At 56.2% G+C, this 25059-nt stretch carries 25 protein-coding genes and 1 pseudogene; 21 read left to right on the forward strand and 5 right to left on the reverse strand.

The features are described 5' to 3' along the window. The first annotated feature begins 11 nt into the window (after positions 1-11). From RTN40_RS19400 to RTN40_RS19435, 8 genes are read left to right on the forward strand one after another with little or no spacing between them, the layout of a single operon-like run. Positions 12-368 carry a TIGR03750 family conjugal transfer protein gene (locus RTN40_RS19400; protein WP_004115534.1) on the forward strand — a complete coding sequence of 119 codons (357 nt, stop codon included), beginning with the start codon at positions 12-14 and terminating at the stop codon, positions 366-368. Beyond that, complete coding sequence (locus tag RTN40_RS19405) at positions 365-1024, forward strand: PFL_4703 family integrating conjugative element protein (protein ID WP_004115533.1); 660 nt, start codon at positions 365-367, stop codon at positions 1022-1024. Before RTN40_RS19400 ends, RTN40_RS19405 begins: the two co-directional genes overlap by 4 nt. Next, entirely contained in the window at positions 1024-1974 is a 951-nt protein-coding gene (locus tag RTN40_RS19410; RefSeq protein WP_006785972.1) for a TIGR03749 family integrating conjugative element protein, read from the forward strand. Before RTN40_RS19405 ends, RTN40_RS19410 begins: the two co-directional genes overlap by 1 nt. Then, positions 1964-3463 carry a TIGR03752 family integrating conjugative element protein gene (locus RTN40_RS19415; RefSeq protein WP_006785974.1) on the forward strand — a complete coding sequence of 500 codons (1500 nt, stop codon included), beginning with the start codon at positions 1964-1966 and terminating at the stop codon, positions 3461-3463. Before RTN40_RS19410 ends, RTN40_RS19415 begins: the two co-directional genes overlap by 11 nt. Beyond that, positions 3447-3842, forward strand: a complete 396-nt coding sequence (locus RTN40_RS19420; RefSeq protein WP_020899223.1) for a hypothetical protein — start codon at positions 3447-3449, stop codon at positions 3840-3842. The genes RTN40_RS19415 and RTN40_RS19420 overlap by 17 nt, the downstream gene beginning before the upstream one ends. Next, the gene (locus RTN40_RS19425) at positions 3842-4252 is read left to right on the forward strand and encodes a TIGR03751 family conjugal transfer lipoprotein (RefSeq protein ID WP_006785978.1); all 411 of its coding nucleotides are present in this window, start codon (positions 3842-3844) and stop codon (positions 4250-4252) included. Before RTN40_RS19420 ends, RTN40_RS19425 begins: the two co-directional genes overlap by 1 nt. After that, entirely contained in the window at positions 4252-7110 is a 2859-nt protein-coding gene (locus tag RTN40_RS19430) for a conjugative transfer ATPase (RefSeq protein WP_023202704.1), read from the forward strand. Before RTN40_RS19425 ends, RTN40_RS19430 begins: the two co-directional genes overlap by 1 nt. Then, positions 7107-7484 carry a hypothetical protein gene (locus RTN40_RS19435; RefSeq protein ID WP_004115528.1) on the forward strand — a complete coding sequence of 126 codons (378 nt, stop codon included), beginning with the start codon at positions 7107-7109 and terminating at the stop codon, positions 7482-7484. Before RTN40_RS19430 ends, RTN40_RS19435 begins: the two co-directional genes overlap by 4 nt. A 252-nt stretch (positions 7485-7736) precedes the next feature. Here the strand turns inward: RTN40_RS19435 and RTN40_RS19440 are convergent, their stop codons facing one another. Continuing rightward, positions 7737-8258, reverse strand: coding sequence for a hypothetical protein (locus tag RTN40_RS19440; RefSeq protein WP_308302682.1), 522 nt, complete (start codon positions 8256-8258; stop codon positions 7737-7739). A 219-nt stretch (positions 8259-8477) separates the two neighbouring features. Here RTN40_RS19440 and RTN40_RS19445 point away from each other — a divergent pair, with 219 nt between their 5' ends. The 9 genes and pseudogenes from RTN40_RS19445 to RTN40_RS19485 all read left to right on the forward strand — a co-directional run bounded on the left by RTN40_RS19445 (position 8478) and on the right by RTN40_RS19485 (position 17755). Continuing rightward, positions 8478-8876, forward strand: coding sequence for a TIGR03757 family integrating conjugative element protein (locus RTN40_RS19445; RefSeq protein ID WP_006785980.1), 399 nt, complete (start codon positions 8478-8480; stop codon positions 8874-8876). Continuing rightward, positions 8873-9865, forward strand: coding sequence for a TIGR03756 family integrating conjugative element protein (locus RTN40_RS19450; RefSeq protein ID WP_020899220.1), 993 nt, complete (start codon positions 8873-8875; stop codon positions 9863-9865). Before RTN40_RS19445 ends, RTN40_RS19450 begins: the two co-directional genes overlap by 4 nt. Next, on the forward strand, positions 9865-11340 hold the full coding sequence (locus tag RTN40_RS19455) for an integrating conjugative element protein (RefSeq protein ID WP_020899219.1): 1476 nt from the start codon (positions 9865-9867) through the stop codon (positions 11338-11340). Before RTN40_RS19450 ends, RTN40_RS19455 begins: the two co-directional genes overlap by 1 nt. A gap of 10 nt (positions 11341-11350) precedes the next feature. Continuing rightward, positions 11351-11689, forward strand: coding sequence for a hypothetical protein (locus tag RTN40_RS19460; protein WP_020899218.1), 339 nt, complete (start codon positions 11351-11353; stop codon positions 11687-11689). Between the two features lie 2 nt (positions 11690-11691). Beyond that, a complete protein-coding gene (locus RTN40_RS19465) occupies positions 11692-13212 on the forward strand; it encodes a conjugal transfer protein TraG N-terminal domain-containing protein (protein ID WP_006785984.1) in 1521 nt (506 codons plus the stop codon). 686 nt (positions 13213-13898) lie between these two features. Continuing rightward, complete coding sequence (gene umuD, locus RTN40_RS19470) at positions 13899-14336, forward strand: translesion error-prone DNA polymerase V autoproteolytic subunit (RefSeq protein ID WP_029376740.1); 438 nt, start codon at positions 13899-13901, stop codon at positions 14334-14336. 2 nt (positions 14337-14338) lie between these two features. After that, a pseudogene (locus RTN40_RS19475) lies at positions 14339-14566 on the forward strand (DNA polymerase V subunit UmuC); the annotation flags it as partial. 85 nt (positions 14567-14651) lie between these two features. Continuing rightward, a complete protein-coding gene (locus tag RTN40_RS19480; protein WP_023259011.1) occupies positions 14652-15629 on the forward strand; it encodes a site-specific integrase in 978 nt (325 codons plus the stop codon). Further along, positions 15629-17755 carry a tyrosine-type recombinase/integrase gene (locus RTN40_RS19485; protein WP_006785987.1) on the forward strand — a complete coding sequence of 709 codons (2127 nt, stop codon included), beginning with the start codon at positions 15629-15631 and terminating at the stop codon, positions 17753-17755. The genes RTN40_RS19480 and RTN40_RS19485 overlap by 1 nt, the downstream gene beginning before the upstream one ends. Positions 17756-17884: 129 nt before the next feature. Here RTN40_RS19485 and RTN40_RS19490 read toward each other — a convergent pair whose 3' ends face one another. Both RTN40_RS19490 and RTN40_RS19495 read right to left on the reverse strand, forming a co-directional pair. Further along, positions 17885-18184, reverse strand: coding sequence for a DUF305 domain-containing protein (locus RTN40_RS19490; RefSeq protein ID WP_006785988.1), 300 nt, complete (start codon positions 18182-18184; stop codon positions 17885-17887). A 77-nt stretch (positions 18185-18261) separates the two neighbouring features. Beyond that, on the reverse strand, positions 18262-20712 hold the full coding sequence (locus RTN40_RS19495; protein ID WP_006785989.1) for a heavy metal translocating P-type ATPase: 2451 nt from the start codon (positions 20710-20712) through the stop codon (positions 18262-18264). A gap of 259 nt (positions 20713-20971) precedes the next feature. Here RTN40_RS19495 and cadR point away from each other — a divergent pair, with 259 nt between their 5' ends. From cadR to arsC, 4 genes are all read left to right on the forward strand, one after another. Beyond that, positions 20972-21430: a Cd(II)/Pb(II)-responsive transcriptional regulator gene (cadR, locus tag RTN40_RS19500; protein ID WP_006785990.1), complete on the forward strand. Its 459-nt coding sequence runs from the start codon at positions 20972-20974 to the stop codon at positions 21428-21430. 262 nt (positions 21431-21692) lie between these two features. After that, positions 21693-22046: a metalloregulator ArsR/SmtB family transcription factor gene (locus tag RTN40_RS19505; protein ID WP_006785991.1), complete on the forward strand. Its 354-nt coding sequence runs from the start codon at positions 21693-21695 to the stop codon at positions 22044-22046. Positions 22047-22142: 96 nt separating this feature from the next. After that, positions 22143-23426 carry an arsenic transporter gene (locus tag RTN40_RS19510; protein WP_006785992.1) on the forward strand — a complete coding sequence of 428 codons (1284 nt, stop codon included), beginning with the start codon at positions 22143-22145 and terminating at the stop codon, positions 23424-23426. 49 nt (positions 23427-23475) lie between these two features. Beyond that, positions 23476-23904, forward strand: a complete 429-nt coding sequence (gene arsC, locus RTN40_RS19515) for a glutaredoxin-dependent arsenate reductase (protein WP_006785993.1) — start codon at positions 23476-23478, stop codon at positions 23902-23904. A 56-nt stretch (positions 23905-23960) separates the two neighbouring features. Here the strand turns inward: arsC and arsH are convergent, their stop codons facing one another. After that, positions 23961-24683 carry an arsenical resistance protein ArsH gene (gene arsH, locus RTN40_RS19520; RefSeq protein ID WP_006785995.1) on the reverse strand — a complete coding sequence of 241 codons (723 nt, stop codon included), beginning with the start codon at positions 24681-24683 and terminating at the stop codon, positions 23961-23963. Continuing rightward, a complete protein-coding gene (locus tag RTN40_RS19525) occupies positions 24680-25015 on the reverse strand; it encodes an ArsR/SmtB family transcription factor (protein ID WP_006785996.1) in 336 nt (111 codons plus the stop codon). The genes arsH and RTN40_RS19525 overlap by 4 nt, the downstream gene beginning before the upstream one ends. Positions 25016-25059: the final 44 nt, after the last annotated feature.

Here is a 25059-nt window from a genome sequence, read left to right on the forward strand (position 1 = left end):
AGCCTGCGACGATGCAGACCATTCGTTTTTTACCTGACCGTCTCAACAGTGAGCCCGTGGTATTTCGCGGGTTTACCACCCATGAGATGGGGCTGGCAGCCCTTGCCGGCGCGGGTGCGGGTCTGCTCCTGTCACTGCCGTTTATCCCGCTTGCCGGCTGGGTTGTCGTTCCCACCGGCCTGCTGGTCATGCCGCTGCTGCTCGTCTGGTTCGGCGGCCGCTGGATGGCCAGGCTCAAGCGCGGTAAGCCCGAGAACTGGCTCTGGCAGCGACTGGAGACGAAAAAACGCCGGCTGGGGATGGGCAATCCGAAACTGATTGTGGATGCCCGGGGCTGGTCAGTGAAACGTAACAGGAGAGCCTCATGAGCCGTTTTCGCCATGCGGTAAAAGACCGCGACCAGCATATTCAGACGCTGCGCATCGCCTGCGCCGTGCTTGCCTTTTTCCTTTTATTCACCTGTGCAGGCTGGATGCTGGCACCCAGCAAGCTGACCGTGCATAACCCGCCGGATTTACGTACCGGCAGCACGCGGCCCTGGTGGGAAGTGCCGCCCCCGACGGTCTACTCCTTTGCGTTCTACATTTTTCAGCAGCTCAATGCCTGGCCGAAAAACGGCGAGGTGGATTATTCCGCCAAAATCAATGCGCTGTCGCCGTATCTGACGCCGTCCTGTCAGGATTTCCTGAAAGCGGATGCAAAGAAACGCGGTGACGCCGGGGAGCTCACCGACCGCGTGCGCGTGGTGTATGAAGTGCCTGGTCGCGGTTACCAGTCACAGAGCGTGACCGTACAGGATCGCGATCACTGGATTGCCCGCCTGGACGTGGTGGCCGACGAATATTTCCATGCCGAGCCGGTCAAACGCGCCCTGGTACGTTACCCGCTTAAAGTGGTGCGCTGGGAAGGTGATGCGGAGCGCAACCCGTTCGGGCTGGCGCTGGACTGTTATGCCGGTGTGCCCCAGCGTCTGGAGGCGGCACCGCCTGCACCTAAACCGGAGAAGTCAGGAGTGTTTCAGTGATGAGTAAAAACCCCCACTACCGCGCCGGGCTGATGGCGCTGTCCTTCGCCCTGCTGCCCCTGGCAATGCTGGTATCACGTCCTGCCGGCGCAGATGAGCTGATGAAATGGGAGCGTATTCCGCTGCAGATCCCCCTGAAGGTGGGGCAGGAGCGGGTGGTCTTTGTGGACAAAAACGTCCGCGTCGGTTTTCCGCCGGCGCTTAACGGTAAACTCCGGGTGCAGAGCACCGGGGGAGCCGTCTACCTGAAAGCCGACAGCGCCTTTCCGCAGACGCGGGTGCAGCTGCAGGATGTGGAAAGCGGCGAGGTTCTGCTGTTTGATATCGCCGCCGGTGAAAAAGGGCCGACTGAGCCGGTGCGGCTGGTCTACAGCGGTGATGTCAGCACGCTGAGTCACGCCGGCGATGCGGCCGGTCAGCCAGGTGGTGCAGACCGGGCTGCTTCCGGATCAGGCTCATCTGCTCCCACCGGCAGCGATGATGGTACTCAGGCAAAGCGTAAAAAAATCCGCTACAGCGCCCCCATCCCGGTGCTGCTGACCCGATATGCCGCTCAGAGCCTTTATGCTCCGGCACGTACGGTCGAGGCGGTCCCGGGTATTCATCCGGTCAATCCTCATCTGCCCCGACGTGTCAGCACGCTGTATCCCTCTGAACCATTAACGGTCACGCCGCTGGCTGGCTGGGGTGTGGCAAACCGCAGCGTGGTGGCACTCAGGCTCACGAACACCGGCAGCCGTAAGGTCGTTCTGGATCCACGCTCGCTGCAGGGACAGTTTGTGTCCGCCACCTTCCAGCACCGCTGGGTCGGTCCGGCCGGCACGCCTGAAGACACCACCACGGTGTATGTGGTGACCGCCGGTCGTCCGGAGAGCGCATTCATTGCTGAGCCGTCTGCACTGCGTAAAGCGACCCGCACGGTAAAACAGGAGGCCCGCCATGCAGATTAAATCTAATGCCCTGGTGAAGTTTATCGTGCCGGCCGTGGTGATTGCCGGGCTGGCCGTGGGGCTCAAAAGCTGCAAAAACGAACCGGCAGAACAACCTCAGGCAAAACAAAGCGGCTCCCTGAAAAACCTCTCGCCGGATGAACTGAAGGCGCTGGGGGTGGAAGGCGACACGCCGGAGGACACCCTGCGCACGCTCATCGGCCGGCTGAACGATGTGCGTGACCGCCAGAAAACGCTGGATAAGCAGAACGCGGATTTGGTGAAAGAAAACGAACGGTTGCGCCGGCGCAATCAGGACGTTTCAGGACAGGTGAATGAGGCCGTTAATGGCCTGCGCGAGCAGTACGACAAGCGGCAGGCTCAGCTTCAGAACGAACAACTGAGCCTGACGGCGAAAATCCAGGAGCTGACTGACAAACTCAAAAAGCCTGACAGCGAGAAAAAAACGGCGGACAGCGATATCCCGCTGGGGCTGGGACTGGACGGCATGGGCAGCAGCACCGGGGGGAGCGCTTCTCAGGGCAGTGACGGCATGATGTGGGTCGCGCCGACGGACCAGAAAGAGACGGATCCGCGGGATGCGGCCAGCGGCAAAGCCTCACCTCAGTTCCCGACCTCTTTTCTGGGGGAAAATGAGCTGACCCGCCAGAAAGCCGCCTATGAGCAGAAAGTGAAGGGACGGACGAATGAAAAAGGGGCGGAAGAGAGCGCCGAGCCGGTTTACACGCTGCCGGAAAATTCCACGCTGGTCGGCAGCCGCGCCATGACGGCACTGCTTGGCCGGGTGCCCATCAACGGCACCGTGACCGATCCTTATCCGTTCAAGGTGCTTATCGGTAAGGATAACCTGACGGCGAACGGCATCGAGTTACCGGACGTCGAAGGGGCGATTGTTTCGGGGACGGCCAGCGGCGACTGGACGCTGTCCTGCGTGCGCGGGCAGGTTAACAGCGTCACCTTTGTTTTTTCCGACGGTACGGTGCGCACCCTCCCCAGACCCGACACCAGTAACAACGCCGGCGGGCAAAATAATAACGCTCAGGCTAAACAGGATACCGGCACCAGTGGCGGTATCGGTTGGATTTCGGATGAAAACGGGATCCCGTGCATTGGCGGCGAACGTAAGTCCAACGCCTCCACCTACCTGCCCACCATCTTTGGCCTGTCGGCTGCCGGTGCGGCGGGTGAAGCGATGAGCCAGGGGCAGTACACGACGCAGAACAACGTGAATGGCATTTCCGCCACCATGACCGGCGACGCCGGACAGGCGGCGCTGGGGAAAGCCATTTCCGGCGGCATGTCTGAAACCACCGACTGGATCAAACAGCGTTACGGGATGACGTTTGATGCCATTTATGTGCCGCCCGGTGCCCGTCTCGCCGTGCATATCACCCGTCAGCTGGCCATTGATTATGAAGATAAGGGCCGTAAGGTGCGCTACGACTTCACCCTGCCGGGTGGCGTCAGTGACAATGGCGGACTGGACTGAGTACACGGCCATGGCGGGACAGATAACGTTTTTCCCTCTTTCATCCGTGTGCTGGATGTTCAGCGACGGGGCAGGCTGGCATATTGACGTGATCCCTGCGTCTTCTGCGGTTCTGTTGCTGCGACCCGTCGCGCTGTTGCCTGCCGGCGCACCTTTACTGCGCTGGCGCAATGGCCAGCTTTTACTGGATATCGGCAGGTTCTCCCTGCCGCTCAGTGCCCGGGAGTGTGCCGTTTCGTGGCGCAGCCCGAAAATCCCGCGCCGGCTTTACTGCCCGCGTATGACATTACGGGAGCTGGGGCACCTGCTGAATGTCAGTGCGTTCGTTTTTATCTGCGGCGGTTACGATCCGGCCGCCTCACAAAGGAGATACCGGTAATGTACAGAACGGTTTTCATTCTGGCCCTGAGCTGTGTAATGCTCAGCGGCTGCTCAACCTCCAAAGAGGAAATGCTGCCGGCGGGCGATAACACCATGCTTGAACTGTGGAACGGGGCGGACGGTGGCGGCAGTACTTCCCGCCAGTCTGCGGCGGCCCGCGACACGCTGCGACGCCCGCTGACGGGCAGCGAAACGCAGGCGGACGCGCAGGCCGACCGCAGCTACAGCCGTACTCAGGAAAGCGAAATCACCCAGCAGTTTCCCCGGCTGCCCAACCCCGACATGGTGATGTACCTGTATCCCCATCTGGCAGACGGTAACACGCCGGTGCCGGGTTACAGCACTGTGTTCCCGTTCTACAGCCAGACGCAGTATGCCATGCCTGGCGAGCGCACGGAGGCCCTGTAATGCTTTCACTGTTTACGCGTAATAAATCCACCGACCGGCAGACGCCGGTTGATGACGGCCAGTCCGTTCAGGCAGATGAAACCCTGACCGCGGCCGTGAAGGGCCGGCAACCTCTGAAGCGCCCCGGGAAAATGACGCGCCAGGATGAGGAGAAGGTTTATCACGCCAATCCGTCCATCATTGACTTTTTGCCCTGGGCAGAATTTCTCGATGAAGAGCAGTGTCTCCTGCTTGATGACGGCGTGTCGGTGGGGGCCGTTTATGATGTGACACCGGTGGCGACCGAAGGGCGAACCGAAGAGCGCCTGGAGCAGATCCGGGACTCGGTTGAGGATGCACTTCAGGACAGCTTTGATGAACATGACGTGAATCCCTGGGTCGTGCAGTTCTTCTGCCAGGACGAGGACGACACTGACGCGTACCTGGACAGGCTGCGCGGGTATGTCAAACCACATGCACAGCGCACGGCGTTTACCGACGCCTGGCTGGGTGAAATGGAGCGCCATATCCGCAGTATCTCCCGGCCTGAGGGACTTTTTACTGACTCGCTGATTACCGGCCAGCCGTGGCGCGGGCAGCAGCGCCGCACCCGGATGGTTGTTTATCGCTGGCTTGGTAAAAGCCGGGATCCGATGCCGCCGGTGGCGATGCTCAATCAGGTGTGTGACCGGGTCGTTAATGCCCTGGGCGGGGCGGGGATCCGCTGCACCCGGCAGAACGGCCTGCAGGTGCATGGCTGGCTGCTGCGGCTGTTCAATCCGTCACCGGACTGGGTGGAGAAAACCACGCTCTATCGGCAGGCTGCTTACGCAGACCCGCGCGAGACACCTGAAGGCACCGTGCCGGTCAGCAATGATTTTGCCGAAACCCTGTGGTTCACGCCGCCGGTTTCAGACCCGGAAAACGGCGTGTGGTGGATTGACAACAAGCCGCACTGCGCGGTGGCGGTGGAAAAACTGCGTACACCGCCGGAGCCGGGCACCCTGACCGGCGAGAAAAGCCGGGGTGAAAAGAAAATTAATGCCCTGATGGATATGTTTCCGGAAGGGACCATGGTGTGCATGACCGTGGTGGTACAGCCCCAGGACCGGCTTGAAGAGCAGTTTAACCGGCTGTCGAAAAATGCGGTCGGTGAGAATACCGAGTCGGGCCGCGTCCGCCAGGATGTGAAGACGGTCAAAGAGTATCTGGGCAACCGGCACAAGCTGTACCGGGCGGGGATCACCTTCCTGCTGCGCGGCGACGACATGACCAGCCTGAAGCGCAAGCGGCTGGAGCTGTCCACCGTATTGCTAGGGGCCGGTCTGCAGCCGGTACGGCCGGAGTTTGAAGAAGGTCCGCTGAACAGCTGGCTGCGGGCGCTGCCGATGTGCTTTAACCCGGACAGCGACAAAAAACACTGGTATACCCGTCTGACATGGGTTCAGCACCTGGCAGGACTTTTGCCGGTAACCGGGCGGGAAACCGGCACGGGGCATCCCGGCTTCAGCTTTTTCAACCGCGGCGGGGATACCCTTACATTCGATCCGCTCAACAAGCTCGACCGCACCCAGAACGCGCATCTGCTGTTGTTCGGCCCGACCGGGGCGGGCAAGTCGGCCACGCTGTGTGCCGCGCTCTCCCAGCTGATGGCCGTCCATCGTCCGCGGCTGTTTATTGCGGAGGCCGGCAACTCGTTCGGCCTGCTGGCCGACTTCTTTGACAGCCTCGGGCTGACGGTGAATAAAATCAGCGTCAAACCCGGAAGCGGCGTCAGTCTGCCGCCGTTTGCTGATGCTCACAAACTGGTGGAAGAAGGCCTGGCCGCCCAGGCCGTGGATGAGAGCGACCTGCCTGATATCGACACGGACGACGATGGCGAGGATGACAAGCGTGACGTTCTCGGTGAAATGGAAATCTCCGCGCGCATGATGATCACCGGCGGCGACCCGAAAGAAGAGGCTGACCTTAAGCGTGCCGACAGGGCGATGATACGTGAGGCGCTGCTGATGGCGGCACATGCCACGTATAAGGAAGGGCGGCAGATGCTGCCGTCTGACCTGCAGAAGGCGCTGTACGACATTGCCTCTGACAACGATGAGGGCGTCATCAATGTCCGCAATGCTCAGCGCAAGGCGAAAGCGGCGGAAATGGCGGAATCCCTGGGCATGTTCACTCAGGCCGGGAGCTTTGAAGCGGAGCTGTTCAACCGCGAAGGGGAGCTGTGGCCGGAAGCGGACGTGACGCTGGTCGACCTGGGGCATCTGGCGCGTGAGGGTTACGAGGCGCAGATGGCCCTGACCATGGTCTCGATGACCAACATGATCAACAACATCGCGGAGCGTGACCAGTTCCTGGGCCGGGATATTGTCTTCACGGTGGATGAGGCGCATATCGTGACGGTCAACCCGCTGCTGTCGCCCTACATGACGAAGGTGGTCAAGATGTGGCGTAAGCTCGGTGCCTGGCTGTGGCTGGCCACCCAGAACCTTAAAGACTACCCGGATATTGCCGAAAAAATGCTGAACATGGCGGAATGGTGGATTTGTCTGACCATGCCCCCGGAGGAGGTCAAAGATATCAGCCGTTTCCGCGCGCTCACGCCGGAGCAGGAATCGGTGCTGCTTTCCGCCAGTAAACTGTCGGGGTGTTATACGGAAGGCGTGGTGCTGGCGAAACGGATCGAAGCGCTGTTTCGTGCCGTGCCGCCCAGTCTCTTCCTGGCACTGGGCATGACGGAAAAAGAAGAGAAAGCCGAACGCCGGGCGCTGATGAATGAATTTCACTGCAGCGAACTCGAGGCGGCAAAACGCGTCGCGCAGAATCTGGACCGTCTGCGCGGTCTGACGGATAAACAACAGGAGCCTGCCACGGTATGATGACACTGAAGTACCCTGAACCCGCCATTCATGAGCACAGTGGCGGTGCGCTTTTCACCCTGTCGCCTCAGGGGGAGCCCGGCGTGCTCCCGGCGACACATCAGCATCTGGTGAGGCTGCGGGCGATGCTCAGGCAGCGCCTGACCGGGCCGGTCAAAATGACGTGTCACCCGCACCGGGTGGGACTCAGCAGCAGCGTGGCCATCTATCTTGAGGGAAAGCTGAAGCAGGCGGTGAATATTCTTATCACCGTGACGGGACAGACGAGCTGGCCGCAGGAAGAGGAGTATGCGCATCCGCGCTGGTATATCACGGTGCCGGATTCGGCTGACCTGGTGTATCTGATGCTGTGGATTAACGGGCTTGACGTATAACTACAGACTTGCCTTCACCAGGGGCATGATTACAAAAAGAAAATAACAATATTGCATACCGGCCCTCAGGGCCGGTTTTTTGCTAAGTAACGTCATAAAATTGACTACGAGGTCAAGAAGATTTCCTTCGCATAACCTTCTTAACGCATTCACTTATAAATCCTTTTTGCTGATGGGAAATATCCATGAACATTGATTCACCTTCCATTTTGAAAGGTAAAACTCCTCCCTCGTATGCAAACCCTGTTTTGTTTAGAGGATAAAATAGCGCAATCCTATACTCTGCTTCATGAGAAAATATATTTGGTTTAAAAAAACAAGTTCTTCAGGAGTGAAGCTGTCTGGTGCCGTTCCTGGATGATAATAGATCACATCTTTCCCTTTAATTTCAGTACCCGGGAATCTGTGGTCTAAAAGAGAAAGTCTTTCTTGGAGGAGATCAACGTCGAATGCGATGCAGATATCAGCTTTAAAAGCAGCATAGAGTTCTGGCTCATCTTGCCGATTACTCAAACATATACAATAACAATGACGAGGCGATAGCGTAAACATGGGATCTGCAGTCATATCGTCAGGGTTAAGGGTGCGCCCATTAATTTTTATAGCAACTTGATAACGATCCGGAGTGAAAATTTTTTCCATTTCATTATCGCGCATTTTTTCGTTTTCCATGCGTGAATAATGCGTCAGGTCACACAGTCGTATCGGAGCTTCGTCGCGGATAACGGGGCCAAGAATCTTCTCCTTTCCATACAGATACCTGATATTCATCATCACCTCTGGCAATTTAGTTGAATGATTACAGATTAGTACTTTATGCCGGGTTTAACCGTCTGTAGTTATATCATTAGCTAAATGGTTGTGATCATTTCCTACTGCAAAAGCTACAGATTCGCTGATTAATTTTTTTGTTCGGGTATAGAATTTAATGCGGCTTTTTTGAACGGCCACGGGCACGCTGTCAGGCGATTCAGTCTGACGGAGCCCCGATTCATGAAACTGACCTCACTTGTTTTCCTGCCGGCTCTGCTGCCGGCATCCGTACTGGCCGGCACGGTCGTCTTCACCGACAGTCAGCATCTGCCGGCAAATCTGCCGCCGGACGTGCCGGTGGTACTTCTTGATGGTCCTGACCAACTGCAGGCCGAGATGTTCGGGGAACTGCCTGCAGACCCGCAGCAGGCCGAAGCACAGGTCAGGCAGGTTATGGCATCATCTGCCTGGCAACAAAAACAGCTGCAGCTGAATGATTCCTATCGCCAGGTGGTCCGGGCCTGGGAACTGGGCATTAAAAAAGTGCCGGCCGTGGTGTTTGATGACCGCGATGTGGTGTACGGCACCACGGATGTTGACGTGGCCACTTCCCTGCGTAACCGGGGGGGTGGTCAGTGAATACAAAACCTTCCCGCATCAGAACCACAGTGTGCTCGCTGGCGGTTGCCACGGTACTGGGTACGGCAACCGCGCCGGCAGCTGTTGCAGCACTTAACACGGCGCAGATTATTGCCAGCGCCGTATCGCAAAACTGTATCAGCTGGCGTGTCAGTGGCATCTGTTACTGGCTGTTCTGCACCCCCTTTGGCTGCAAGGTGCGCACGTCGGTCAAAGTCACCCACTTCATTCCTCAGGCAGTCGTTTCGACCTATGTCGCGCCGGGCGGCAACCCGTGGCAGGAAATGGCGTTTGTCAGCCAGACCGCCGGCGGGCTGGAAAGTGCCGTGACCAGCGGGCTTTCCGGTGTTTCTGCCGGAGGAGCCAATCCGGCAGACATGAAAAATCCCGGCCAGCGCAAGTCCGCCGTGCGTTTCAAGTATGCCGATGCGATTGGCCACCCGGCCACCTCCCTGATTGGCGGCAGTATTCCGGGCTATTCCTGTGATACCGCAGCCACCCCGTTAATGCCTTACTTCCTGAGTACGCTGGATTCGGCGGCCTGGCGCACGGGCGTACCGGAGTCCCTGTATCCGGAAGCGCTTGTGCCCGGCCAGCGGGAAATCGGCAGTCAGGCAGCAGCCAATATGTGGGGCAACATCTATCCCCGTTCGGGGTTTATCAGCCAGACCGATGATGACAAAGCCTCTGCCGTGGTGGCGCAGCGTGTGGCAGACATTATCACCCGCGCCGGGCAGCCCCATGTTTATCAGGTGCTCCAGGGCAGCCATCATGACGGGTACTGGCCACCGGGCGAAGTCACGGAAAACACCGGCACGCGCAATCACAAATGGCAGCGGCTGGCTCCCCACATGACTCAGTCATGTGCCGTCTTCCCGGACGGGAGCTATACCGCCGCGAGCGATAACAATGAAGCCTTTGCGTTCTGGCAGCCCTACAGCTGCTGCAAAAAGCGCGGGCAGAAATTTTTGGGCAGCACTGATATCTGATGAGGAAAACCGTGAAAAAAACACCTTCATTTTCAGCCGTTCGCTTAAGCCTGCTGCTGACCGGCTCACTGCTGACTGTCCTCCCGGGCGCGCACGCGGCCGATGATGACAATACCATCCTGGGCATGTCCCTGCCGCAGGTGAACAACAGCGCCATCGGTTACGGCAAGTCCGTCGATGGTGCGGTGTCGGACAAACTGTTCTACACCCTCGGCGGCGGCTCGGTCATTTCCCAGCCGGCCACGCGCGGCAATATGCAGAAGCTGGGGCTGAATACCGGCTGGAGCAGTGACCTGATGTGCGGCAATTTTGATCTGAAAACCACAGTCGGCAACCAGCTCAACGGCGTCACATCAGGCTTTAAAAACCTGATGGGCGACGTGATTCAGGGGGCCACCGGCGCGGTGGCCAGTCTGCCGGCGATGGTCATTCAGCGGGCTAACCCCGGTCTGTATGACATGCTCACCAACGGCGTGCTTCAGGCCAATGTGTCATTCGACAAGGCGCAACTCAACTGCCAGAACATGGCGAAAAAAATGATGGACTTCAGCGACAGCAGTAACTGGACGCAGCAGGCCATGATGGATGAGTACAAATCCATCGTAAACAGCGGTGATGCTGACGCAGTTCGTGTTGATGACGCAGGTCGCAAGGCCAGCGGCGCGTCAGGTAGTAACTGGGTTGGCGGCCAAAAACGTGGGGGGGCGGGGCAGCCCGCGATACGTGTCACCCATGACCTTGTCGCTGCCGGCTACAACATGATGAACGGTCTGCCCGTCACGTCTGATTCGACCGTGGGCGAAAGCAGCTGTAACGGTGGCGCATGCTCTAAATTCGGCAGCGCGGAAGAGGCGGCGGCCATGACCGTGAAGGTGCTGGGCGATCGCTCGATGCGCACCTGTGCCAACGCGAGTGAATGTACCAGCGGTGATGCGGATGACCAGCCCGGTACGACCGTTGCCGGCACCGGTTTTGCCCCACTGCTGGAAGAGGCAACCAAAGCCAACGCTGAGCAGCTGGTCAGGCTCGTCAACGGTACGGAAAAGCCCACGGCCGCGAATCTGGCGAAGCTGAAAACTGGCGGACTGCCGGTGACGGCCGGCGTGATTAAAGCCCTGCAGCGTGATCCGGATAACGCGGCCCTAACCGCCCGCCTTGCAGGCGAACTGGCCATGTCTGACACGGTGGAAACGGCGCTGCTGATGCGTCGCATGATGGTTACCGGTATGTCGGAGCCGAATGCCGCTGCCCAGCCAAAGGCCATTGATACCGCCGGCCAGCGCATTGAGGCGCTGGATCGGGAAATCGCGGCGCTGAAAAACGAGATGGAGATGAAGCGCGAACTGTCACGTAATTCTGTGCTGACCATTATCGACAGGGAGAATCAGCGCGTCGAAACCAACCCGCAGACCCAGTCCGATGACAATACCGACAGTCGCTTCAACCAGATGGCAGCGCCGCAGTCGGCTGAATGAGGGAATAAGGATGCGTAATAAAACGACTGTCAGGAAAGTCTTGACCCGTGCCGGCTTCTTCCTCGCCTGTATGGCGCTGTTCATGGTGGTCTCACTGATGATGGCTGACACCGCCATGAAACATCCGACTGAAGCTGCTGCATTCCGGAGCTGGATGCAGTCGACGCGTTACGGCTGGCTGATGTGGCGACTGGCGCTGTATGCGCTTGTTGCCTGGGGCCTCTGGAAAATCCGGCATGCGCCGGGTTTTCGGGAGGCATACCGGCGGCCGCTGCTGCGCATCAGTGTGGTCAGTGTGCTTTTTATCGCGTTGTGTGAGTACGCGATGTTTACCGGTCCGGGAGCCTGACGATGACAACAAACAGCTATCTTGAGTATTTTCTCACGCTGCTCGGCTGGGTGATCAATAACGGCCTGTGGAATGTCCTGCTGAGCACCGGGCTTTTTGTCCTGCCGCTGGCGTTTAAGGTGGTGGGGATCTGGCTCAAAGTCCGTGAAGAGGGGGAGGATGAAGGCAACAAGGGGATGCTGTCGCTGCCTCGTATCGAGAACGCGCTGTATGCCGGATTCCTGGTGATGATTGCCTGCTGCGTACCGCTGATTAATGTCAGCCTCAGTACGATGCAGTACGACACAACCCGGGCAAAGAGCTGTGGTGTGTGGACGCCAAAAGCGCCGGATGAAAGCGGGTATGCCGGCGTGGTCACCAGTCTCAACGACCAGACGGCCGCAGCACCGGTGTGGTGGGTGCTGATTCATAAACTCTCGAAAGGGGTAACCCAGGCGGCCGTGGCGACCATTCCCTGCCGCCCTGACATGCGGCAGATCCGCTTTGAAGTGCAGCATACGCGTATCGACAACAAAGCGCTGGCGCAGGAACTGCAGGACTTCACCAACGACTGCTATTCGGTTGCGCTGTATCTGTGGAAGCAACAGGATCAGGGCCAGACAAAGGACAAAACTACGCTGCGTGATATCGAATGGATTGGCAGCAGTACATTCCTGAGCCGGTACTATCCTTCGTTGCAGTCCAAACTGCCCCGGGCTGCGTTCCCATGGTCTGACAGCCGGGACAGTGGCCGGCCCAATACCGGAAGAGGAGGCTATCCCACCTGCAGCGAGTGGTGGAGCAGTACGGACACAGGACTGAAAGCGCGGGTGAAAGATCAGGCCGACCCCGATATGTGGCTGCGTATCTCGGCCGCAATGAAAATGTCAGGCTTTAACGACAGTGACTATCAGGAAGCCGTCATCCGTCGTCTGGTAAGCCCGGAAAGCCTGACTGTCTCACAGAATGGTCACGTGTATGCCGGCTATGGCGGCAATGCCGATTTTACCCTGGATAATGCCGCGGCGCGCGTGGCCTCCATTGGCGGTACGGCCCTCGGCAGTCTGGCCGCGTTCCCGGCGTTCGATGCGATGCGACAGGCGCTGCCAATGGTGCAGGCCATCCTGCTGATGGCAATATATGTCATGCTGCCGCTGATCCTGGCATTTGCGGCCTACGAATTCAAAACCGTTATTACGCTGACCTTTGTGATGTTTGCTCTTAACTTCCTGACATTCTGGTGGGAACTGGCGCGCTGGCTCGACAGCTGGCTGTTAACCGCGTTGTACAGTTCGGATACACACAGTCGGTTCAATATGGCGGGACTGCAGAACAGCTCAGATGACCTTATTATGAATCTGGTTATGGGCACTATGTTTCTGGTACTTCCTGCTGTTTGGTTAGGGGCATTATCATGGGCAGGAGTTACCATCGGGAATGCTTTAAGCTCAGCATATCAGCAAGGAACAGCAAAAGCTGAAAGCTCTGGAGGTAAGTTGGGAGAGGCTGGAGCTAATGCTGTTGCAAATAAAGCTATGAAGTAAGCGTAAATTGTCACAAATGAGTAAGGGGGAGCCCTTACTCATCCTCGTTAACCATACGCCCTGCAGCGTCGTACCATCCCCATCCATGCTGGCCATCACGATATTTTCCATAACCTGGCTGCTCTTCCATAAAGTTCTCACATGGTGCATTTTCACTTTCGGAGAGATGTTTTCTATGAGGTGAGAGCACGGCACTAATGAGAAACAATGATCCAAAAGTGAGGATTACAAAACATGCAATGGGTATCATTGGGATATGCCCACACCAAGACGGTAGACGATGAGTAGCCGCCCACGACACACACCGTTTATCCCAGTTTAATAGAGTAGTTCTGGCTCGTTTCCATATACCCGCAAAACGGACGCCACGATTCCAGGCGCGTTTCTCTTGAGACTGATACATCACCCCCTCCGAATTACGTGAATTCTAAAGGGACTATAGCGGAATTTTTGTGCAATTACGAACATCCATGATACCTGACTGAGAACACTAATTAATTCTTTAAAACTCATCAGGTTACTTTTTTCCAAATAGTTACAGCTTGTCATCGTTGAAAATGCATTATTATACTGTATTTATAAACAGTATAATTTGAGGGGGGCGAGTTATGCCAATTCCTTTAGAACAGACGATGTGTTGGGATAAAAGTTCGCAGAAAAATTCAGCAAACACACCGGTTTTGATGATGGCGGCGATAGCCAGACTTACAGGTAGCAATCCATCACTGGCATGTGTTCCTTTGTTTGGCGATGGGGTTTCATGTGGTTTCCCTTCTCCCGCTCAGGATTATGTTGAAAAGCGTCTTTCCCTGGATGACCTTTGTATCCGCTATCCAGAAAGTACTTACCTGGTGCGAGCAGAAGGGGATTCGATGCGTAACGCCGGTATCAGAGATGGAGATTTATTAATAGTTGAATGTATTCGTGAGGCCAAGCACGGTGATATTGTCATTGCAGCTGTAAATGGAGAGTTTACCTGTAAACGACTGCAGTTGTTGCCTTCTCCAGCCCTGTTGCCAGCTAATCCCGCATATTCAGCTATACCCCTGACTGACGACATCGAAACCGTTGTCTTCGGTGTGGTACGCCATCTTGTGCATTCATTCAAGTTTAGGGGCGCTTAGCAGTGTTCGCCCTAGTCGATGTTAACTCATTTTACGCTTCCTGCGAGACAGTTTTCAGACCAGATCTCCGTGGCAAACCTGTGGTGGTGCTGTCTAATAACGATGGCTGCATAATAGCCCGTTCCTCAGCAGCAAAATCACTTGGGTTAAAAATGGGCGATCCCTGGTTCAAGGTTGGTCGTGAGGCTGAGAAAAAGGGTGTTGTAGCATTTTCAAGTAATTACAGCTTATAGTAAGTTAAATGGAATGCAACATCTTCGGTATAAACTTTAATCAGTTGTTATGAACTGAAAGGGGAAGGCCGTGAACACTTCCATGCATTCCGCATCTGCTCTTCTGCTGACTGAGCAGTGGCTTACAATTCTTTCGAATTTAGGAAGAGCCAGCGCAACTATTAAAGCCTATCGAAGTGCCCTGACGCATTTTTTTGCCTTCTGTGAAATACACGACATTGCTCCTGAAAGAGCTTCCTTTGAAGACATTGCAGGATATATCCGACCTCAGCTCCCTGATATGCCGTCGTCCGTTGCAAGCGCCACGCTCCAGTTGCGCCTTTCAGCTCTTCGTCTCTGGTATGACTTTCTGGTTTATCAGGATATTTGCAGTCTCAACCCGTTACCCCGTTCGGGTTTGCCTGGTGCCATTTATACCGGACGCGGCCTGATCCCACGTATCAACCGACTCCCCGTTATTCCCGATGACGGGGAGTGGCTCAGGTTCCTGAAACACGTTTCTGCAGCGCCTCTGCGTGACCGACTGATGCTTGCTCTGGCTTATTATGGGGCGCTCCGACGTACTGAAGTGACGGCTCTGAGGCTTGAGGACATTGACCTGGCTCATCGCCTGATACGCATCCGGGCAGAAACGACGAAAAACAGACGGGAAAGAATGGTCTGCTATAGCGCCGACGTTGCGCCGGTACTGGCAAACCATTTTCAAAAGCTACGGCTGGAAGGCTGGTCAGGCGGTGCTTTGTTCCGTTCCGTCTCTGACCGTAATTACGGCGCTCCTCTCTCTTTCTGGAGCTGGAGTAAAACCGTACGGAAATGGGCGGCAAAGACTGATCAGCCAGACATCACCACGCATACTTTTCGTCACCTCCGGCTGACGCATCTGGCACGGGCCGGATGGAAACTGCATGAACTGGCTACTTATGCAGGGCACAGGGACCCACGTACAACACAAATTTATATTCATCTGTCGGGAACGGATATGGCTGCCCGCATGGCTGCTGCCGTCGCTGAAACCGACCGTAAGATTGCAGGGCTTATCTTTCAGGCGGGAGCCGTGTGATGAAAGCAGAAACAGGAATTCATAAAATTTATGTCCCCTTCAGGCGTTCAGATTATCAGCTGAATAATGTGTTAAGCATTGAAGAGCTTGAGGCATTAAGCACAGGGCACAAACGTATCTCTGCTTTGAGCAAGCAAGGTCCGCTGTCATCTTTACTGCGGCCACTTCAGGATATTGCCGCCCGCAGCGGTACGAGTGACAGACTCGTCAGGATTATCATTCCTGTCGTGCTGGCGGAAATACACCGGACAAGGAAACCCTGCTGGCTGTGGGATTCGGAAAAGTGGCTGACGTTGTGCCTGCAGCACCGTTCCGGCAGGCCCCTTATTGCGGCATTTGCCTTCCATCTTGGCCCGTTTCCCTCACCGTTCGACCTGCCGCATCATGGTGCTCCGTCGTTGTACGCCTGTGCCATCTATGGCCGGGACATTTTCATTCAGGAACTCAACCGGCTGACTGATACGCTTGTCTCGCTGGGATACAAACGACAGAACCAGAAAAACGCCCTGTCAGCCCTGCTGGGCATACTGATGATGATGAACAATAATCCTGAGCTTGAAAGCTTCACAACTGAACTCCTGTGGCGCGCGCAGAATTATCACGATCGGGGAATCGCACGAACAGTAGGCAGAGTTTCACATGCGCTGGCCGCAATGGGCATCCTCAAAAGTGCCGTACGTATGCGCAATTACCGTGAGTGGCACGAAAAACCCACAGAAAATATTGCCACAGAGTGGGTAACGTGGTGCCGGCGCTGGAGAGAAACGTCGGTGCTTCGGCCCCGGTCCAGAGAGAGCCAGTACAGCTTTATCCTCCGCTGCGGTCTGTGGCTCGCCCGCGAGCATCCGGAAATTCGCTCGCCGTCCGACTGGACAATGGAGATCTGCGCCAGCTTCATTGCTGCAATCGGAAGAATGAAGGTTGATGAACTTTCACTGGGTACAGAACGTGGGGTGCGCCGCTCTCCACGTTCCGGAGAGCCCATGCTGCCAAATTCCCGTGCCGGTTTCGTGTATGCCGTTCGTCGTTTTATGTTTGACTACGAACTCTGGGAATGGGGACGTCTGAAATTCAGTCCGGCCCGCCATCTCTCCACACCTGATACACCGCTCTTTCGTCAGGGCGTCAATCCGCGTGTTATTGATGATCCTGTATGGCTGAAACTGGTCTGGGCAAGCCTGAATCTGCGTCAGGAAGATTTGCTCAGTGAAATTCACTACCCCCTCTCTATGCTGCAGGCTATGGCAGTCATCTGGACGCATGCAGGGCTGCGTCAGAATGAGCTGATGCGCCTGACCGCTGGCTGCATCATTCCACAATCGGAAGATATTAACCGGGACGACGGCAGTACCATTCCTGCCGGGACTCTTTGCTATCTGAACGTGCCGGCCGGCAAGACATCTAAAGCCTTTGTTAAGCCGGTTTCTGCAGTGGTGAAAAAGTATGTCGATATCTGGCTGGCAGAACGACCAGAAGAACAGGCAGCTCTGACGGATGAACGCACCGGTGAAAAAGTCCGTTTTCTGTTTCAGTACCGGGGCAAACCGGTGGGAAGAGACATAATAAACCGCACCGTTATTCCGGTTCTCTGTGCCCGGGCAGGAGTGCCTGAGGAAGACAGCCGGGGCCCCATTACCAGCCACAGGGGACGCGCATCGGCCGTAACTGCCCTGGCCAGTGTTCCTCAGGGCATGTCTTTATACGAGCTGATGCAGTGGTCAGGACACTCTTCGCCGCAATCCACCATGCATTATATTCGAATACGCCCGACGCAGCTTGCTGCCTCTTTTGTTAAAGCTGACCGGGTAGCGCACATGATAAGCGTGCTGATTGATCATGACCCCGCAGCAACCAGCCTCACGGGACCTGCGACATATTATGATCTGGGCGACTCTTTCTGTACTAATCCCTTCTGGAGCAGTTGCCCGCACCGTATGGCATGCATCGGATGTGATTTTAATCTGCCAAAGAGAAGTGCAAGAGGACTGTTACTGGAAAGTAAGGCATCGGTAAAACATTATCTTGAAGAAGTGCCACTGACGCCCGATGAGAAAGAAGTAATAGAAGGTGATGTGGAAAAACTGAACGCCGCTCTTATGAAAACAGATATCCCACGTATTCTGTAGCAGGCCCTGACCGGAATTCACTTTATGTGTGTGAAGGACGGCGTAGTAAGGAGCTGCTACGCCGTAACGAAAGTAATAAAAAAGAGCTTATTTACTGAGCCATACTTCCATCTGCCGTATTTCTTCTTTCTAGGCGCTGATAATGCTTTCAGCCATCTTCCGCATTGCCGGTGATTTACCATAACGGAGTTCCGTTTCGGCCATGGCAATGGCTCCTTTGTGATGTTCAATCATGCTCCTGGCAAATGCCCTGTCTGCATCCGGGTCCTGTACGGCCTTTATCATTCCTTCGTGCATATTATTCATGCCGTCCATATAGGCCTCAGAAGACGGTGACATTCCGGCATGGTTTCCGTGTACTGCCTGCGCAGCCGTTGCCGGAAACACGACTGCGAGCATCAGCAATAAAATCATGTTACGCGGTTTCATACTCTCTTCCTTTATCGGAGTGCAGATTAGCGGCTATTTTCAGGTGCCTGTCTTTACCGGAAGAGCAGCCAGACAGGTTACTTACGCAACAGGCGCAGACCGTTTGCCACGACAAGCAGGCTTGCCCCCACATCCGCGAATACGGCCATCCACATGGTCCCCATACCTGCAATGGTCAGGGCCAGGAACACTGCCTTGATCCCAATAGCCATAACGATATTCTGAACCAGAATGTTATACGTCTGCCGGGAGAGTCGGACAAAAGCCGGAATTTTACGCAAATCATCATCCATGAGGGCCACATCGGCAGTCTCGATGGCGGTATCCGTGCCCATTGCACCCATGGCAAAGCCGATATCGGCGCGGGCCAGCGCCGGTGCATCATTGATGCCGTCGCCCACCATGCCGGTCGTGCCCTGCGCCGTAAATGTTTCTACAGCACGCAGTTTATCTTCCGGCAGTTGATCCCCCCGCGCCTCATCGATACCAACCTGACCGGCAATGGCCTGCGCAGTGTGCGCATTGTCTCCGGTCAGCATGAGCGTTTTAACACCCAGACTATGCAACTGACTTATCGCCTCGCGGCTGCTTTCCTTCACCGTATCAGCCACCGCAAACAGCCCTAGCACCTGATGAGTGTCACAGAGCATGATGACCGTTTTACCCCCGGTCTCCAGTTCCGTTAGTGCAGCCCTGACCGCTTCCGGACAGCGCACCGTTTCTTCAGCCAGCCTCAGATTGCCCAGACTGTAGGTTTGACCGTTGATGACGCCGCGCACGCCGCGGCCTGGCAGAGCCTCAAAGTTTTCCACTTCATAACGCTGAATGCCATCTGATGCCGCCGATACAGCCTGCGAAACCGGATGATCGGAGTAACCTGCCAGGCTCACAGCCAGACTGCGCCCCTCATCTTCTGCCACCCCGGTATAGATAATCGCATCCGTCTGTACCGGCTTACCGTGCGTCAGGGTGCCGGTCTTGTCGAGCGCCAGCCACTTCAGCTTTCGGCCTTCTTCAAGATAAACGCCGCCCTTGATCAATATCCCCCGGCGGGCTGCTGCCGTCAGGCCACTGACAATGGTCACTGGCGTGGAAATGACCAGCGCACAGGGGCAGGCGATAACCAGCATCACCAGCGCCTTGTAAATCCACTCCTGCCAGCTTTCACCTGCAATCAGCGGTGGGAGAACGGCAACTGCGACGGCAATAGCAAACACCACAGGGGTATAAATTTGTGCAAAGCGATCAACAAAGCGCTGCGTAGGGGCTTTTGCCCCCTGCGCTTCCTCCACGGCATGAATGATACGCGCCAGCGTGGTATTTCCGGCAGCGGCCGTTACACGGTACTCAAAGCCACCGGAGCCGTTGACCGTCCCGGCGAAGACCGGGTCACCTTCCCCTTTATCCACCGGCAGACTTTCGCCGGTAATAGGTGCCTGATTAATGGCGGTCCTGCCCCGGACCACCGTGCCGTCGAGAGCGATACGCTCGCCCGGTTTTACCCTGACCACGCTGTTAAGGGATACAGACCTGGCCTCAGTTTCTTTCCAGGAGCCGTCCGGTTGCTGAACCGTGGCCGTTTCAGGCGTCAGCTTCATCAGAGAGCCGATGGCATTGCGGGCGCGATCAAGAGATTTCGCTTCAATCAGTTCCGCAATCGTGAACAGCACCATTACCATGGCGGCTTCAGGCCACTGTCCGAGCGCCAGCGCCCCGGTGACGGCAATACTCATCAGGGCGTTGATATTCAGGTTGCCGTTGCGAAGAGCAATCCAGCCTTTTTTGTACGTGGACAGGCCACAGGCCGCAACGGCAGCCAGAGCAAGAGCCGCTTCCAGCCATTCCGGCATGCCCGCCCAGTGCATGGCTTCGGCGGCGATTGCCGCCACACCGGCAAGCGCGAGCGGCCACCAGTGTTTTTTCTTTTCCTCAGTGACCGCGTGCCGGCCATTACTGTCAGGAAGTTCAGGTTCAAAGCCCAGAGAACGAATGGCGGCCAGAACCGGCTCCAGCGTATCCGGTGCGTGAACCACCGTCAGTACACGCTGCATAAGATTGAAATCCAGTTCCTTGACGGCTGACATGCCGTCCAGCTTTTTACGGATCATGCCCTCTTCAACCGGGCAGTCCATCTGCATGATCCTGATACTGGTACGCACCCCGTCAGCGGTCACCTGCTGCGTCTGCAGCTCACCGAATGTGACAGGGGCAGGCGAGCAGCAGGAACCGCCGGTATTTTCCGCCTCACGGCCTGAGCAGCAGCTGCCTTCAGGCTGCATTGCTTTATCAATCGGTTCCGGGTCAAAACCCAGCGAGCGCACCGCCTGCAGAACCGGTTCCAGCGCCTGCGGTGTATGGGTCACGGTAAGCACCCTCTGTATCAGATTGAATTCAAGATTGCTGACGGCAGGTAATTTTGCCAGTTTTTTTCGGAGGAGCGTCTCCTCCGTCGGGCAGTCCATCTGCATGATGCGCAGACGCGTCTGAACGTCATCGTTGCGGGGAAGCTCTGCAACCGGTTCGGACATCTGGCTCAGGCCGTCCGTTGAGCAGCAGCTCCCGGTGCTGCAACAGGCCGGTGTGGTCTGAGTCGTTTTTGGTGGCATTTTCCCTGAAGCCTCAGTCGGGGCAGTGGCGGTATTTTTAACAGACGCCTCCTCTCCGGTTGCGGCTGATCCACATTTTTTATTACTGCAGCAGTCACTCATTTTTTTATCCCGTTCATAACGTATACTGGCATTAAAGACCCTGATGTAACTACAGGGTCAAGCTCAGAAGAGGTGTGATATGAAAATTGGTGAACTGGCCCGCCAGGCGGGATGTCCTGTAGAGACGGTACGTTATTATGAGCGAGAGGGGCTTCTGCAGGCCGCATTGCGGGACCAGACTAATAACTACCGCCATTACGATAGCGCACATCTCGAAAGGCTTATGTTTATCCGGCGCTGCCGGGCGCTCGATATGACCCATGAAGAAATCCGGGTGTTGCTGCAGGCGCGCAGCCAGCCAGACGCAGACTGCGGTACGGTTAATGCCCTGATAAATGAACATCTGAACCACGTTCAGGCCCGTATTCGTGAACTAAATATGCTGGAAAAACAACTATTTGAGCTCCACAGCCACTGCAATGCCAACCGGGCAACACGGGACTGCGGTATTCTGCGCGAACTGGAGCAGGCAGAAGAGCCTGAGGATATCGTGCCGGTTATCACTGCAGGTCATCTGGCCGGAAGCCACTCTTACTGATGCTGCTTTCTGCCATAAGTAGAACGGTTCACTAAAGAAACAGGCTTTTTTTGTGATGTTACTTCGTCATGCCCGACCATTAAGGCAGCTGAAAGTGTGCTGCCGTTAAAATCTGTGTGATATCGTTTAACCGCTATTCCCTCATTAAGCTGTACTGAAAAGCCTGTAAGCACGTCAAAACATATATGAATTTATAAATATAAAGTTGACCTTTCGTCTGCAGCAGACGAGACTTGTTGCTGTCCGCCACGAAGGAGAAATTATGCCGTCACTGCTGCCCCTGCAACTTTTTAAGAATCTTTCTGACGAAACCCGGCTCAGCCTGGTGCTGTTGTTGCGCGAAAAAGGGGAGCTTTGCGTCTGCGAGCTTGTATCTATCCTGAAAGAAACACAGCCAAAAATATCGCGGCACCTGGCCCTGCTCAGAGAGAGTGGACTGCTTATCGACAGGCGCGACGGCAAGTGGATCCATTACCGGTTATCGCCACACATGCCTGCGTGGGCAGCAGCGGTCATTGAGCAGGCATATCTGTGTCAGCGGGATGAAATTCTTCATCTCAGTCAGCAGGCTGAGCGTGATAACGCAACCACCAACGGCAAAGCTGTCTGCATGTAAAAATTTTATCTAAACACATTCGATTAAACGCATATATTTACAGGGTACAGTTAGCAGCCCGCTTCAACGGGCAGTTATAATTAAGAAGGAGAGGGTATGTTTCTGGCGGGTGCGATTTTTATTCTGACGCTGGTACTGGTTATCTGGCAGCCGAAAGGACTCAGTATTGGCTGGAGTGCCGTTATCGGCGCCGCGCTGGCGCTGCTGACCGGCGTAGTACAAATCGGGGATATTCCGGTGGTCTGGCAGATTGTCTGGAACGCCACGGCCACGTTTATTGCGGTCATCATTATCAGCCTGCTGCTCGATGAGTCCGGCTTTTTTGAATGGGCCGCGCTGCACGTTTCCCGCTGGGGAGGCGGCAGGGGCCGGCTGCTGTTCACGTATATCGTTCTGCTGGGTGCGGCAGTGGCGGCGCTGTTTGCCAATGACGGAGCCGCGCTAATTCTGACGCCGATCGTTATCGCCATGCTGCTGGCGCTGGGCTTCAGCCCCGGGGCCACGCTGGCGTTTGTGATGGCGGCCGGGTTTATCGCCGATACCTCCAGCCTGCCGCTCATCGTGTCAAACCTGGTCAACATCGTCACGGCAGACTTCTTTAAACTGGGTTTCAGCGAGTATGCCTCGGTGATGGTGCCGGTGAATATCGCGTCCGTGGCCGCCACGCTGGTGATGCTGCACCTGTTTTTCCGCAGGGACATCCCGGACACTTACGACCTGGCGAAGCTGAAGGCGCCGCGTGAGGCCATTCGCGATGCGCGTACCTTTAAAACCGGCTGGATTGTTCTCATCCTGCTGCTGATCGGCTTCTTTGCCCTCGAACCACTCGGCGTGCCGGTCAGCCTTGTGGCCGCGGTGGCGGCGTTTATTCTCTGGCTGGTAGCCCGGAAAGGCAATGTGATTGATACCGGAAAGGTACTGAAAGGTGCGCCCTGGCAGATCGTTATCTTCTCGCTGGGCATGTACCTGGTGGTATACGGACTACGCAATGCCGGGCTAACTGATTACCTTTCTGCCGCCCTGAACCGGTTTGCCGAGCATGGCGTCTGGGGCGCAACGCTCGGCACCGGCTTTCTGACGGCGGCGCTTTCATCAGTCATGAACAACATGCCTACCGTGCTGGTTGGCGCGCTCTCCATTGACGGCAGCACCGCTCAGGGCGTGGTGAAGGAGGCGATGATTTACGCCAACATCATCGGCTGCGACCTCGGTCCGAAAATCACCCCTATCGGTAGCCTCGCTACCCTGCTGTGGCTGCACGTCCTGGCACAGAAAAACATAACCGTCAGCTGGGGCTACTACTTCCGCGTGGGCATCGTGATGACCCTGCCGGTACTGTTTGTGACGCTGGCTGCGCTGGCCCTGCGCCTGTCTGTTTAACCTTAACCCCGGAGCTGTGCCTGTGCAGCGCCTTTATGGAGTAACGCTCATGACTGACATTACCATTTATCACAATCCGGCCTGCGGGACGTCCCGCAATACCCTGGCGCTTATCCGCAACAGCGGCACCGAGCCCACGGTGATTCTGTATCTGGAAACACCGCCGTCGCGCGACGAGCTGAAAAAGCTGATTACGGACATGGACATTAGCGTGCGTGCCCTGCTGCGTAAAAATACCGATCCCTACGAGCAGCTCGGCCTGGCTGAAGACCGGTTCAGCGATGAAGAACTGCTCGATGCGATGCTGGCTCATCCGATCCTCATTAATCGTCCGGTGGTGGTGACGCCGCTGGGAACGAAGCTCTGCCGCCCCTCCGAAGTGGTTCTGGGCATACTGCCGGACCCGCAGAAGGGAGCGTTTACCAAAGAGGACGGCGAAGCAGTCATTGATGAGCAAGGGAATCGCGTCAGCCACTGATGTTTCCCTTGGCTGTGACAGGGAAAATGTGAAAAAGCCGGCAGATGCCGGCTTTTTTATATGCTGCGCTGGTTTACCCGCTCAGAGAGCTGCGCAGCACTCTCCTTCCTTTCGCTGTAGCGGTCGGTGAGATAACCACTACGACCGCGCGTCAGCAGGGTGAACTTCATCAGTTCCTCCATGACGTCCACTATGCGGTCATAATACGGAGAAGGCTTCATGCGGCCGTCCTCATCAAACTCGGCCCAGGCTTTTGCAACGGATGACTGGTTCGGGATAGTGATCATCCGCATCCAGCGCCCAAGAATACGCATCTGGTTTACGGCGTTGAAAGACTGTGAGCCTCCGCTGACCTGCATGACAGCAAGGGTTTTCCCCTGCGAGGGCCGGACCGCCCCGGACGTCAGCGGTATCCAGTCAATCTGCGTCTTCATGATGCCGGTCATGGCACCGTGACGCTCAGGAGAGCACCAGACCATCCCTTCAGACCAGAGCACTAGCTGGCGCAGCTCTGCGACCTTCGGATGCGTCTCAGGTACATCATCCGGCAGCGGCAGGCCGGACGGATTGAATAACTTCACCTCCGCGCCCATGGCCGTCAGCAGCCGTGCGGCCTCTTCCGTGGTGAGTCGGCTGTAAGAGCGCTCCCGAAGCGAACCGTAGAGCATCAGTATGCGGGGCGGATGCGCCACCTCTTCGGCCTTTAATTTCTCTTCCGAAAGGGGCGTATCCAGGAGTGTCAGATCGATATTGTTCAGGGCATCATTCACGTTATTCACAATGGAGTCTCTTTATGGGAAATCTCGGTAGACAGGCTGCAGCTACTGCCACCGGCGCAGCACTCTTCAGTGAGAAAAGCCATCAGCTGCTCAAGCTGCGCATAGCAAGGTCTGCAGAACAAGGTACGACTCTGCCGTTCCTGGCTTATGAGTCCAGCGGACATCAGCGCTGAAAGATGATGGCTGAGCGTGGAGGCAGGAATCTCAAGGTGCTTCTGCAGTTCGCCAACCGGCAGGCCTTCATGACCAGCCCTGACCAGCTCCCGGTATATGCGGAGACGTGTCGGGTGGCCCAGTTCTCGAAGTGCGTTTGCTGCGGTGTGTAAATCCATGCGGCCTCCTTTAACTATATTTCCAGAATAATAGAAATATGGAA

It is taken from the genome of Pseudescherichia sp., from assembly GCF_031987975.1.
GTDB lineage: Bacteria > Pseudomonadota > Gammaproteobacteria > Enterobacterales > Enterobacteriaceae > Pseudescherichia.